General features: G+C 71.0%; 11 protein-coding genes. 4 read left to right on the top strand and 7 right to left on the bottom strand.

Annotation, left to right across the window (positions count from 1 at the left end; translation table 11 throughout):
• The first annotated feature begins 28 nt into the window (after positions 1-28).
• Genes ACFOYW_RS12580 through ACFOYW_RS12570 form a run of 3 tightly spaced genes read left to right on the top strand, consistent with a single transcriptional unit; the run spans position 29 to position 3,983 of the window.
• On the top strand, positions 29-1,876 hold the full coding sequence (locus ACFOYW_RS12580; protein WP_390229339.1) for an L-aspartate oxidase: 1,848 nt from the start codon (positions 29-31) through the stop codon (positions 1,874-1,876).
• Positions 1,870-2,724: a carboxylating nicotinate-nucleotide diphosphorylase gene (gene nadC / locus ACFOYW_RS12575; RefSeq protein ID WP_390229337.1), complete on the top strand. Its 855-nt coding sequence runs from the start codon at positions 1,870-1,872 to the stop codon at positions 2,722-2,724. Before ACFOYW_RS12580 ends, nadC begins: the two co-directional genes overlap by 7 nt.
• On the top strand, positions 2,721-3,983 hold the full coding sequence (locus ACFOYW_RS12570; protein WP_390229335.1) for a cysteine desulfurase family protein: 1,263 nt from the start codon (positions 2,721-2,723) through the stop codon (positions 3,981-3,983). The genes nadC and ACFOYW_RS12570 overlap by 4 nt, the downstream gene beginning before the upstream one ends.
• Here the strand turns inward: ACFOYW_RS12570 and ACFOYW_RS12565 are convergent.
• The 7 genes from ACFOYW_RS12565 to ACFOYW_RS12535 form a co-directional block, all read right to left on the bottom strand.
• Positions 3,943-4,770, bottom strand: a complete 828-nt coding sequence (locus ACFOYW_RS12565) for a carbohydrate ABC transporter permease (RefSeq protein ID WP_390229333.1) — start codon at positions 4,768-4,770, stop codon at positions 3,943-3,945. The genes ACFOYW_RS12570 and ACFOYW_RS12565 overlap by 41 nt on opposite strands.
• A gap of 20 nt (positions 4,771-4,790) precedes the next feature.
• Positions 4,791-6,176, bottom strand: a complete 1,386-nt coding sequence (locus ACFOYW_RS12560; protein WP_390229331.1) for a M20/M25/M40 family metallo-hydrolase — start codon at positions 6,174-6,176, stop codon at positions 4,791-4,793.
• Positions 6,173-7,327 (bottom strand): glutamate--cysteine ligase, encoded by a 1,155-nt coding sequence (locus tag ACFOYW_RS12555; RefSeq protein WP_390229329.1) that lies wholly within the window; start codon positions 7,325-7,327, stop codon positions 6,173-6,175. The genes ACFOYW_RS12560 and ACFOYW_RS12555 overlap by 4 nt, the downstream gene beginning before the upstream one ends.
• A 150-nt stretch (positions 7,328-7,477) precedes the next feature.
• On the bottom strand, positions 7,478-8,170 hold the full coding sequence (locus ACFOYW_RS12550) for an alpha/beta hydrolase (protein ID WP_390229328.1): 693 nt from the start codon (positions 8,168-8,170) through the stop codon (positions 7,478-7,480).
• Between the two features lie 74 nt (positions 8,171-8,244).
• On the bottom strand, positions 8,245-8,868 hold the full coding sequence (locus ACFOYW_RS12545) for a hypothetical protein (RefSeq protein WP_390229326.1): 624 nt from the start codon (positions 8,866-8,868) through the stop codon (positions 8,245-8,247).
• Between the two features lie 111 nt (positions 8,869-8,979).
• Positions 8,980-10,644, bottom strand: coding sequence for an APC family permease (locus tag ACFOYW_RS12540; protein ID WP_390229324.1), 1,665 nt, complete (start codon positions 10,642-10,644; stop codon positions 8,980-8,982).
• A gap of 80 nt (positions 10,645-10,724) precedes the next feature.
• A complete protein-coding gene (locus tag ACFOYW_RS12535; protein WP_390229322.1) occupies positions 10,725-11,795 on the bottom strand; it encodes a pyridoxal-phosphate dependent enzyme in 1,071 nt (356 codons plus the stop codon).
• An 89-nt stretch (positions 11,796-11,884) separates the two neighbouring features.
• Here ACFOYW_RS12535 and ACFOYW_RS12530 point away from each other — a divergent pair, with 89 nt between their 5' ends.
• Positions 11,885-12,781 carry a LysR substrate-binding domain-containing protein gene (locus ACFOYW_RS12530; protein WP_390229320.1) on the top strand — a complete coding sequence of 299 codons (897 nt, stop codon included), beginning with the start codon at positions 11,885-11,887 and terminating at the stop codon, positions 12,779-12,781.
• The last annotated feature ends 80 nt before the right edge of the window (positions 12,782-12,861 follow it).

The raw sequence follows: 12,861 nt of genomic DNA, 5'->3' as shown, positions 1-12,861 counted from the left end.
CACAGGAGCGCGAACAGGGGCGCGTGGCATGCGCGTGATCGTCGTGGGGTCCGGGCTCGGAGGGTTGCTCGCAGCCGTCGAGGCCGCCGAGGCCGGAGCAGACGTGCTGCTCATCACCAAGGGCTCGCTCGCCGATGCGAACACGACTCGGGCGCAGGGCGGCATCGCCGCGGCGATGTTCGCCGACGACTCCGTGGCGTCGCACGTGAGCGACACGCTCGCTGCCGGCGCCGGGCTGTGCGACCCCGCGGCCGTCGAGGTGCTGTGCGCCGAAGGCCCCGACCGGGTGCGCGAGCTCATCGCCCGGGGGGTCCGGTTCGACCGCAGCGACGCCCACGCGGGCGCGGGCACGGGCTTCGCGCGGGGCCTCGAGGCCGCGCACTCGACGGCACGGGTGCTGCACGCCGGCGGCGATGCGACCGGCGCCGAGATCGAGCGCGCCCTCATCGCAGCGCTCGCGGACGCCCCTCGGGTCACGGTCCGCGAGCACACCGCCCTCACCGACCTGGTGGTCGACTCCGGTCGTGTGGTCGGCGTCGAGCTCGCCGCCCCGCGCGCCGTGCTCGTTTCCCCTTCCGCCTCCGTTTCCCCTGCCCCTTCCGGTTCCGGTTCCGCTGTCGCGATCCGCGGTGCGCGGCCCGGGTCCGAGGCGCACCCGGCGGATCCGGGCAGCGCACCCGCGGCGGCGGGGGCACCCGCGGCAGCGGCCATCGAGTACGCGGATGCCGTCGTACTCGCCACCGGCGGCGCCGGGCAGCTCTTCGCGCACACCACGAACCCCGCGGTCGCGACCGGCGACGGCGTCGCGGCAGCGTGGCGCGCCGGTGCCGCGCTCGCGGACGCCGAGTTCTACCAGTTCCACCCGACGGCGCTCGCGGCGCCCGGCTCGTTCCTCATCTCCGAGGCGGTCCGCGGCGAGGGCGCTGTGCTGCGAAACGCCCGCGGCGAGCGCTTCATGCGAGCCGTGCACACCCCGACTGCCGAGCTCTCACCACGGGACGTGGTCGCCCGCGCCATCGCGACGGAGATGTCGGCCCAGGGCGGAACGCCCGTGCTGCTCGATGCGACCGGGCTCGGGGCATCCGTTCTCGCTCGTCGCTTCCCGACCATCGACGCGGCGACGCGCGCCGCCGGCTACGACTGGGCGCGCGAGCCGATTCCGGTCACGCCCGCCGCGCACTACTGGATGGGCGGGATCTCGACGGATGCCCGCGGCCGCACCAGCCTTCCCGGCCTGTGGGCCGTCGGCGAGTGCGCGTCGACCGGAGCGCACGGCGCGAATCGCCTGGCCTCGAACTCGCTTCTCGAGGCGGCGGTGTTCGCGCACCGCGCGATCGCGGACGTCCTCGACGCGCGCGGCATCGAAACCGGAGAAGATGCGCGTTTCGGGGGTGCGCAGCCGCAACAACTCCGTTCTCGGCGCGGCGGCGCGGGTGCGTCGGGGGGCGCGGGCAACGCTGGGGGCACTGGCGGCGCTGGTCGCGCGGGCGGGAGCTTCTCTCGCAGCGCGCTCCAGCGGCTCATGTGGGAGCACGCCGGGGTGCAGCGCTCCGGCGAGGGGCTCGAGCGGGCGGCATCCGTTCTCGACACGTGGCACGCGACCACGCCCGAAGACCGCAACCTGCTCGATCTCGCGCGCATCGTGGTCGACTTCGCGCTCGCACGCGAAGAGTCGCGGGGGGCGCATTACCGCACCGACTTCCCGCTGCCCCGACCCGAGTTCGCCGAGCGGCGGGTCCACGCACGACGACCAGTACACGAGCGACAGGAAGCGCACGAACGACAGGAAGCGCACGAACGACAGGAAGCGCACGAACGACAGGAAGCGCACGAACGACTGGAAGTGCACGCACAACAAGGAGTATCCGCATGCTGACCCCGCAGATCATCGACGCCGCCGTCGCCGCAGCGCTCACCGAGGACGCCCCGTGGGGCGACGCGACGAGCGAGGCCGTGATCCCGGCCGATGCGACCGCGACGGCGCGCCTCGTCGCACGTGAGTCGGGGGTGCTCGCGGGCGGTGCCGTGTTCGCCGCCGCGATGCGGCTCACCGACGCGGCGATCGAGACGACCGTGAGGCAGCCCGACGGGGCGTTCTTCGCGGCGGGGTCGGTGCTCGCCCAGGTGAGCGGGCCGGCGCGCTCGGTGCTCACGGCCGAGCGCGTGGCGCTCAACTTCATCCAGCGCATGAGCGGGATCGCGACGTTCACCGCGCGCTACGTCGTGGCCGTCGAGGGCACGGGCGCCCGCATCGTCGACACGCGGAAGACGACCCCGGGCCTGCGCGCGTTCGAGCGGCACGCGGTCGTCGCCGGCGGTGGCCACAACCACCGCTACTCGCTCTCGGACGCCGTGCTCGTGAAGGACAACCACCTCGCCGTGCTCACCGCCGGCGGCCTGTCGGTGACACAGGCGCTGCGCGAGGTGCGCCGCCGCATCGGCCACACGGTGCACCTCGAGGTCGAAGTGGATCGCATCGATCAGATCGAGGCGGTGCTCGCGGCCGGCATCGACACGATCATGCTCGACAACTTCTCGATCGACGAACTGCGTGAGGGGGTGCGCGTCGTCCACGACCGGGCGACCATCGAGGCCTCGGGCGGGGTCAACCTCGACACCGTGCGCGCGATCGCCGAAACCGGCGTCGACCTGATCTCGGTCGGAGCTCTGACGCACTCGACCCGCGCCCTCGACCTCGGGCTGGACGTGGTGCTCGCGCCATGATCCTGCTCGATGCGGCCGCGACGACGCCGGTGCGGCGCGCCGCCCTCGAGGCGGCGTGGCCGTACCTGACCGGCACGTTCGGGAACCCGTCGAGCGTGCACGAGCCGGGCCTCGCGGCGGCGCGCGGCATGACGGATGCCCGCGCCGCCGTCGCACGCTTCCTCGGCTGCCGATCCGCCGAGGTCGTGTTCACGAGCGGCGGTACGGAGGGTGCGAACCTGTGCATCAAGGGGCTGGCGCTCGGCGCAGCGCTCGGCACAGCGCTCGACGCCGCCGGGTCGCACGCGCGGCGCATCGTCACGACGCGGATCGAGCACGAGGCGGTGCTCGCGTCGGTCGACTATCTCGCGCGGGTGCACGGCTTCGCGGTGACGTTCGCCGAAACGGATGCGTCGGGCCGCGTCTCGCCGGCAGCGCTGCGCACCGCCCTCGGCACAGGAACCGGCACGGGCACGAGCACAGGAACCGGCACAGGCACAGGCACAGGCACAGGCACCAGCACAGCACTGCTCGTGACGATCGGCTGGGCCAACAACGAGGTCGGCACCGTGCAGGACATCGCCGCCCTCGCGGCGGTGGCGCACGAGGCGGGAGCGCTGTTCCACACCGATGCCGTGCAGGCGGCGGCGCACCTGCCGATCGACGTGGCGGCGCTCGGCGTCGACGCGCTCTCGCTGTCCGGCCACAAGCTGGGCGCGCCGAAGGGTTCCGGTGCGGTGTTCGTCCGAGCCGGCGTGCCGCTCGAGCCGCTACTGCATGGCGGCGGTCAGGAGCGCGGACGCCGTTCCGGCACCGAGAACGTCGCCTGGGCCGTCGCGCTCGCGGCGGCGTGCCGTGAGCTGGCGGCCGAGCGCGCCGCAAGCGAGCCGGGCGATGCCGCCCGCGACCGTTTTATCGCACAGGTATGTGCAAGTATTCCGGGCGTCAGGCTCACCGGCGATCCCGACGCCCGGCTGCCGGGTCACGCCTCGTTCGTCGTTCCAGGGGTGAACGGCGAGACCGTGCTGCTCGAACTCGAGCGGCACGGTGTGATCGCATCGAGCGGGTCCGCCTGCGCGGCCGGGCGCACGGAACCGTCGCACGTGCTCGTCGCCCTCGGGCTCACGACCGATGACGCTTCCGCCGCACTCCGCTTCACGTGGACCGCCGATGTCGAGGCGGCCGAGCTCGAGGCGTCCGTCACCGCTCTCGCCGCCGCGGTCGACGCGACGCGCGCGCTCACTGCCCCGCGAGCGACCCCGCAACGCCACCGAGGCTGAAGTAGCGGTTCAGCACCACGAACACGAGGACCGGGGGCAGCGCCATCACCACGGCGAGCACCGGCGAGTGGCCGGCGGCCTGGAGGCCGACTCCGAGCGTGTAGTTGTTGATCGAGCGCAGGAAGATGAGCGCCGCCATGTACTCGTTCCACACGGTGAGGAACGTGAAGATCGCGACGGTCAGCATGGCGGGCAGCGCATTGCGCAGCACGACGCGGAAGAAGGCGCCGAAGACGGAGCATCCGTCTATCCAGGCCGCCTCTTCGAGCTCGATGGGGATCGTGTCGACGTACGCGGCGCACATCCAGATCGCGAACGACAGCGTGAGCGCGAGATAGACGAGTCCGAGGCCGAACAGGTTGTCGATCAGGTGCACGCGCGCGAACATCAGGAAGAGCGGCACGATCAGCATCACCGGCGGGAACGACTGCAGCAGGAAGATCGCGAGCGCGTACCCCGAGACGAGACGCCCGCGACCGCGCGCGAGCACGTAGCCGGCCGGCGCGCCGAGCACGATGCACACGACGACCGCGCCGAGGGCGAGCATGAGGCTGTTCTCGAACCAGTAGCTCGAGGGCGGCTGCAGAGCAGAGGCGAACGATTGACGGATGCCTGCCGCCCACGATCGCCCGGGCCCGGCCAGCCCGGCCGGCCCGGCCGGCCCGTGTATGCCCGGCAGCCCCAGCGCGTTCGACAGGGTGCCCGCCAACGGCACGAGCACGAGCGCCGTCACGATCAGGACCAGCGCGAAACGCCACCAGCGCCCACGCCGCTCCAGTGCCGTCACGGATTCACCCTACCGGCGGCTCAGGCGAGGACGCGCTCAGCCACCTGCAGCACCGCGCGAACGACGAGGCCCACGGTCTCGACGTCGATGCGCTCGTCGACGCTGTGCACGAGGTGCCGGAAGTCGGCGTGCGTCCACCGGGGCGAGAACATGCCGAAGCCGTAAGCCGGCACGCCTGCGTAGCGGAACAGCCTGCTGTCTGCCGCGCCTGGCGCGATCACCGGCACCGCCCGCGCTCCCGGGTAGGCGGTGTCGACGGCCTCGGCGAGCGCCGCATACAGCGGGGTGCCGAGCGGCGACCGGCTCGCGACGGATTCCGAGCCGATCGGCTCGATCGCGGTCCGGTCGGCCAGCGGCCCGAGCGCGTCGCGCAGGTACGCGTCGACGGCGCCGGCGCTCACACCCGGCAGCGTGCGGATGTCGAGGTCGACGTGCGCGCTCTGCGGAACGACGTTGAGCTTCTCGCCGGCCCGAATGATGTCGGGCGAACAGGTCGTGTGCGTGACCGCATGGGCGAGCCCGGCGAGCGGTCCGAGCTCGGGCAGCGCCGCGTCGATACGCAGCGGGTCGGTCAGCGCGGCGCGCAGCTCGGGCGGCACGTCGAGCGCCTCGACGTACTGCGGCCAGAGGTCGTCGATCTCGGCGAGCGCCGGGTGCGCCGCGATGCGCGAGACCGCATCGGCGGCTGTCACGAGAGCGTTGTCGGCTCCCCACGGGGTCGAGGCGTGCCGCGGATGCCCCTCGAAGCGCAGCCGGCGCCCCGACATCCCCTTCTCACCCACTGTCACCGTCACCCCGCGCACGGCACCGCCCGACGCGAGCGGAATACCGCCGGTCTCGCTGAGCACGCCGCTCACCGCCAGGAGGTCCGGGCGCTGTGCGACGAGCGACTGAGCGCCGTAGTGGCCGCCCGATTCCTCGTCGGCGACGGCCGCGAAGATCAGTTTTCCCGGCATCCGTACCGCGCTCCGCGCCAGAGTGCGGATCACGACCGCGTACGCCGCCGTCAGATGCAGCATGTCGAGTGCGCCGCGGCCCCAGATGACGCCGTCGACGATCTCGGCGCCGAACGGCTCACGCGCCCAGCCGCGGCCCGGGGGCACGACGTCGGTGTGGCCGAGCAGCAGCAGGCTGGGCGCGGTCGGGTCGGTTCCGGGCAGTTCGGCGATCAGCGAGACGCGGCCGGGGTGCGGCTCGAGCAGTTGGATGCTCAGGCCGGGACCGGCGGCGGCACCCGCGGCCGGGGCCAGGTCCGGGTCCAGGTCCGGCGCGGTGAGGAAGCGCTCGAGCGTCGCCGCATTGCGCGCCTCACCGCCGGAATCGGGCGAGCCGTCGTTGACGCAGGCGTTCCGGATCAGCTCGCGCAGCAGCTCGACGGTCTGGGTCGGGAGGTCCGGCTCGGTCATCGCACCTCGCCGCGCTCCACGACCGGCGCGGGCAACGGTCGCTCGGCGTCGAACTCGTCGACGATGTGCTTCACCACGGCGACGAGATCGCCGTCGCTCGCCTGAGCCACGCGGAGCTGCCGCTGGTAGCCCGCGCCGAGCTCGGGAATCCGCCGCAGCGTCGCGAGTTCGGCGCTGCAACCGAGATCGGCGGCGACCGGCTCGAGCGTCGGCAGCAGCTGGTCGAGGTGATCGCGAACGGATGCCTGGCTGCCGTCGCGCCCCGTGATCACGGTCGCATCGAGCCCGTAGCGCGCGGCACGCCACTTGTTCTCGCGGTGGAACCACGGCGGCAGGGGTTCGAACACCTCCCCCGCGTCGAGGCGCCGGGAGCACCACTCGACCAGAGACTGCACGAGAGCGGCGAGCGCCCCGAGCTCGGCCACGTTGCTCATCGAGTCGCTCGCGCGGATCTCGATGGTGCCCCAGTGGGGTGAGGGCCGCACATCCCACCGCAGCTCGTCGACCTGGCCGATCACACCGGTGCCGACCAGGTCGTCGACGTAGCGCTCGAACGCGGCCCAGTCGGCGAACTCCCACGGCAGACCCGCCGTCGGCAGCTGCTGGAACACGAGCGCGCGGTTGGACGCATACCCGGTCTGGTCGCCGGCCCAGTAGGGGCTCGACGCGGAAAGCGCCTGCAGGTGCGGGAGGTAGCGCGTGATCTCGTTGATGATCGGGAACACCTTGTCGACGTCGTCGACGCCGACGTGCATGTGGACGCCCCAGATCATCAGGTTGCGCCCCCACCACTGGGTGCGGTCGATGAGCGTGCGGTACCTGCTCTTCTCGGTGAGGTGCTGCTCGTGCCAGCGGGCGAACGGATGACTGCCCGAGGAGGTCAGGCGCGCCCCGTGGCGTTCGGCCTCCGGCCGCACGAGGTCGACGCGCCGCCGCAGGTCGTTCACCGCATCGGCGATCCGCTCGCGCGGATCGCTGGTGATCTCGACGGTGTTCGACAGCAGCTCGGCGGTGATCTGCGGGCCGCCGTCGAGGACCTGCAGAATCCCGGGGGCTGCCGGAACGAGCTCCCCGGTGTCGGGGTCGACGAGCATCAGCTCCCACTCGAGACCGACCGTCGAACGTGGCGACTTTTCGAACGGAATCCGCATGCTCGCCAGTTTTGCAGCGCGCAGCGCATGGGTCACGTCCCTTGTGTGCGACGGCACCGGGTCGCTAAAGGACGGCGTCCGAGGGGCAGCGTCACTCGCACGCGGGCAAGTCGCCGGCGCTCGCGGCACGCACCGCGATTGATGAGCCCGTCAGTTCGCGAGGAAAGCCGCGATCGTGGGAAGGTAGTCGTCCTCACGCGCGATGCTGCCGTGGTCTGCGGCAGGGAAGCTGCGGACCGTCGCGAATGGCGCGGCCGTGAGAAGCGCATCGGTTCGAGCCGGAACCACCGTCGCGTCATTTCCGGCGCGGAGCACGAGCGTCGGGCAGCTGACTTTCGTGACGGCCGACGCCGAGTTCCAGTGATCGGAGATGAGCAGACCCGCGATCCATGGCGGAATGCCGGACGCAAACCCAAGAGTCGACTCGAACGGCGTCACGAGGACGAGATGGCGAAGCGCAACGCGGGCTGCAAGTTGGACGGCGACGCCACTCCCCAGGCTGCGGCCGATGACATCCACTCGTTGTTCCGGATGATTCTGGGCGACCAGCTGATGAAGCGCGACGCTGTCAGCGACGATGCCGCGCTGGGTCGGTCTGCCGTTGCTGGCGCCGTACCCGCGGTATGCAAAGAGGTAGATCGTGTGCTCTGGGAAGGCTGCACCGAAGGCGGATGCCCAAACCTCGGAGTTCTCGGCGTTGCCGCCGAAGTAGACCAGGCCGCGTTTGCGCCCAGGGTTGACCTGTACGCCCCGCAGCTGAATGCGTCCGCGGTCAAGCACGACGTCATCCGGCTTCGCCGCGCGGCGCGTGCCGGCCGGGTGGTAGATCATTCGCCTGAACACGCGCGAGAGTCTATGGCGATGCATCGCGCAACGACGTGCGCGACAATCACTCGAGTCTGGGGCTGCTTCCTTGCCTACTGGAACAGGGCGAGCGCGTGCCGGTACTGTACGTCGTCGGCGCGGGTCCCGGCGGTGACGAGCAGCCCGTGAGCGCCGACTCGACGGGTGAAGGTGCCGCGGCATGGAATCTCGACGATGGTGGTGAGGCCCGCCTTCCAGGCGGGGATCACCGCGTCGAGAAGCGACCGCTCGACGTCTCGAAACGCCGCGCGCTTCTCACTCACCGCGCCGTTCGCCCACTCCCGTCGACCATCGGCGTACGCGTCAGTGCCGAAGCGATCGTGCCAGGCCGGTCCGCGCAGTCGGCTCATAAGGGCGTGGCGCTCTTCGCTGCTCAGGTCCGTGCGCCGGATGCGTTGGAGCAGGTCATCGTCGCGCGCCTCGCCGGCGTGCTGGAGGCAGGCATCCCACACGTCCGGCCAGCCGGCCTCCCATTCCGAAATCGGTGCGGCGGCACGCGCGGCCGGGTCGACGGGCACCGGCGTCGTCGTGAGCGCGGGCGGCAGGTCGCCGCCGCGCGGGCGCAGGCCCCATGCCTCGCGAATCCACAGCAGGTCGAGCAGGAACGGCGGGCTGTCGATGGCGAGGACCATGTCGTGCGGCCAGGGGTTGCCCGGGAGCCGCCGTGACGCGCGCATGTCGGCCCCCTCCTCTGACGGACGGCTCCATCATGGACCCGCAGCGGACGGTGCGGAAGGCAGGCACACCCGGGCCCCGGAACGGCACGGGCCGCCGCGCCCCGCGTCCCGTCACACCCCGCGAGCCGCCATGGCATCGATCTCGGTCAGGTCGACGGCACCGGTCTCGAGCTCGTCCGGCGCGTAGAGCGCGGCCTGCGCCGCCGGAAGTCGCGTTGCGATCGCCAGGTAGTAGACGCCGAGGCTGAAGGCGGCGACGACTGCTGTGTCCCAGAACCCGAAGGGCAGGTATCCGAGGCCGTGCGGGTGCTTCGCCTCGCCGAAGGTGCCGAAGTAGCTGATCACGGCCATGCCGACCAGCCAGACGGCCATCCACCAGAACGACCTGAGGTTGAGGTTCGGGCGCTCGCCCGGGCTCTGGAAGACGCGGTTCAGGATGAACAGCGCGTAGCCGAGGAGGATGGCGACGAACACTTTCCAGTCGGTCTGCCAGCCTGTCCAGAACAGCAGCAGGTCGCAGAAGATGAAGCACACGGGCGCCCAGAGGCCGGCGGGCCGCAACCGGAACGGGCGGCGCTTGTCGGGGAAGGTCTTGCGGAGCGCGCCGAGAGCGATCGGCACGCCGGCCCACAGCACGGCGGTCGCGGAGGTGAGGAATCCGACGAGCGACTGCCAGCTGGGGAACGGCAGCATGGCGAGCAGCCCGACGACGAAGGTCAGCAGAACGCCGACGAGGGGCACGCCGCGCGCGTTGACGTAGGAGAACAGCGCGGGCACGTACTTGCTGCGGCCGAGCCCGTAGGCGACGCGCGCCGTCGAGGTGACGTAGGCGATGCCGTTGCCGCCGGGCGAGACGACGGAGTCGATGTAGATGATCACGGCGACCCAGCTGAGCCCGACGGCCGTGGCGAGAGTCGCGAACGGCCCGGTGTCGCCGTTGAATTTGATGCCCGACCACCCGTGCACGAGCTGATGGGGGTTGATGCCGCCGAGGAAAGCGACCTGCAGGCCGACGTACAGGATGGTGCAGATGATCACCGAGCCGAGCAGGGCGAACGGGATGTTGCGACCGGGGTTCGACGTCTCTGCGCCGAGCTGCACCGTCTGCTCGAAGCCGGTGTAGGCGAACACGATTCCGCCGATCGCCACCGCCGCGAGGATGCCCTTCACGCCATACGGCGCGAAGCCGTGGGAACTGAAGTTCGAGCCGTCGAAGTGCACGGTGATGATGGCGGCGATCACGAGCACGATCGTCGCGATCTTCCACCACGTGATGAAGTTGTGAATGCGTCCCAGCATCCGGATGGCGAACAGGTTCACGACCACGAAGACGGCGAGCAGCACGGCGGCGATGAAGTAGCCGAAGCCGGTGAGGGTGCCATCGTTGTGGAACATGTGCCAGCTCGGCAGGTAACCCTCCGCGTAGGACAGCACGCCCTGGACCTCGATCGGCACCGTGGCGGCGCCGTAGATCCACACCATCCAGCCGATGCCGAAACCGGCGGTGGTCCCGTGCGAGTAGTGCACGAATCGCGCCGAGCCGCCGGCGACCGAGAACATGGCGCCGAGCTCCGCGTGGTTGAACGCGATCAGCACCATGATGGCGGCGGCGATGAACCAGGCGATGAGCGCGGCGGGGCCGGCGGACGCGGCGGCGTTCAGCGAGCTGAACAGCCAACCGGTGCCGATGATCGAGTTGATCGCGATCTGCAGAATGTTCAGACCGGAAAGATGCCGTTTGAGTCCGGCTTCGGGTCGCGTTGCGGTGAGTGTCACGGGGTTCTCCTGGGGGCGGCGGGTGAGGTGGCGTGGTGCGGGTTTGGTGGTTGGTGGTTGGTGCGGCCGTGGTGCGGGATTCAGCGGATGGGGCCTTCGGTGGACAGGCAGACGATGGTCGAGCTCGCGTCGATGCCGAGCTGGGCGCGGCGCTCGGCTGCGCCGGCGCCGGTCAGAGCGGCACGGATGCCGGTGAACGCCGCGGCGCCGGACGGGCCCGATGGCACCCCGGCTGAGGCGAGCGTCTCCATGCCGGCGCGGCATGCGGCATCCGTCACGGCGATCACGGCATCGAGGCCGCCGCGCAGATACGGCCACGCGAGTGACGACGGCGTGCCGCAGTTCAATCCGTTCATGATCGTGCCGGCCGTCTCGACCGATTCGAGTCGGCCGCTGCGCACGCTCGCCAGCACGCAGGCCGCGGTGTCCGGCTCGACGGCGAGCAGGCGGGGCGGCCGCGCGACCGCAGTGTTGCGGTAGTGCGCGACGGCAGCCTGCGCGAGGCTGCCGACACCAGCCGGCACGGCGACGATCGTGGGCTCAGGTGCGTGCAGCTGCGCAAGCTGTTCATCGATCTCGACGAACAGCGTCGAGTACCCCTCGACGATCCAGCCGGGTACGTCTTCGTAGCCCTCCCATGCAGTGTCCTGGACGATCACGACGTTCTGGTGGCTGTCGGCGTAGGCGCGCGCCGCCTTGACGGCGCCGTCGTAGTCCGTCTCGAGCACCGTGACCTCGGCGCCTTCGGCGCGGACGCGGTCGACGGCGAGCACGGGCACGGCACGCGGCATGAAGACCACCGCGTCCAGCCCGAGTTCGCGCGCCATGCGCGCGACGGCCCGGCCGTGGTTGCCGTCGGTCGCGGTCGTGATCGTGACAGCGGTCGGATTCTCCGCGATCGTGCGATGCACGGCCCACGAAGCGCCCAGGAACTTGAAGGCGCCGAGGTCGAAACGCTGTGACTCGTCCTTGATGAACACGCGGCCGACGCCGAGCTTGGCTGCCAGCGCGGGGCTCTCGACGAGCGGCGTCGGCGCGTAGCCCGGCAGCCCGCGGTGGAACTCGATCGCAGTCTCTACCGGCGGCTCACACGACCAGCCTCGACTCGTCGGATTCGCGTACCACAGGGCTTCGGTTGTCAGTTCCACCATGCAGACGATGGTGCGGTCATCGCCTACCTCAGGAAAAGCAACATTGTCCGCCTACTATCGTTAAGAGAAGCCGAACAATTGGAGCGCGAGTGCCTGTGAAGTTCGATCTGCACCGCTTGCGGCTCCTTCGTGAGCTCTCGCTCCGCGGCACGATCGCCGCCGTGGCGGAGGCTCTCAACTACAGTTCGGCATCCGTCTCGCAGCAACTCAAACTGCTGCAGAGAGAGGTCGGCGCCACGCTCCTCGAACCTGACGGCCGGGGGCTGCGGCTCACCCCGCAGGCGCACATCCTGGTCACGCACGCCGAGGCGATCCTCAATCGCCTCGAACAGGCCGAGGCCGACCTGGCACGCTCTCGCGAGGAGATCAGCGGGACCGTGCGCGTCGCCGCGTTCCAGACCGCGGTGCTCGCGCTGTTCCCCCCGGCGCTCACCTACCTCAAGGAGCACCACCCGCTGCTGCGAGTCGAGATCGTCCAGGCCGAGTCCGAGCTCGCTCGCTCCGGCCTGCTCCCCCGCGATTTCGACCTCGTCGTCGACGAGGTCTACCCCGGCTACCCGCTCGCGCGGTCCGCGCTCCTGCACCAGCAGCTGCTCTTCACCGACCCGATGCGCCTGTCCGAATCGGCGCACGCGCCATCGCACGAGACCTTACGGGCCTACGCCGACGCCCCGTGGGTCCTGGAACCTGAGGGCAGCCCCGCCCGCGAATGGGCCGTGGCGGCCTGCCGCGCCGCGGGCTTCGAGCCAGACATCCAGTTCGAGTCGACGGATGTCGTCGTGCACGAGCGACTCGCCGGCGCCGGCCACGTCGTCGCGTTCCTGCCCGACCTGCTTCCGCCGCACCCCGAATCGAACGTGCACCGCCGTCTGCTGTCGCCGGAGCACCATCGGCGCGTGGTGGTCACCACCCGTGCCGTCGCACAGACCAACCCCGCGATCGCGGCGGTTCAAGCCGCGCTGCGCGAGGCGGCTGTTCCGGTGTGACCGCCCGGTCTGACCGCCCGGCCGTCCGGCGCGTGAACGCCCGTTGCGGATGCGAGCGCCCAGCGCCCAGCGCCCTGCGC

The organism is Gryllotalpicola reticulitermitis (genome assembly GCF_042651345.1).
Classification (GTDB): Bacteria; Actinomycetota; Actinomycetes; order Actinomycetales; family Microbacteriaceae; genus Gryllotalpicola; species Gryllotalpicola reticulitermitis.
Note: the sequence above shows the minus strand (reverse complement) of the source record. Positions and strands in the feature narration are given on the sequence as shown.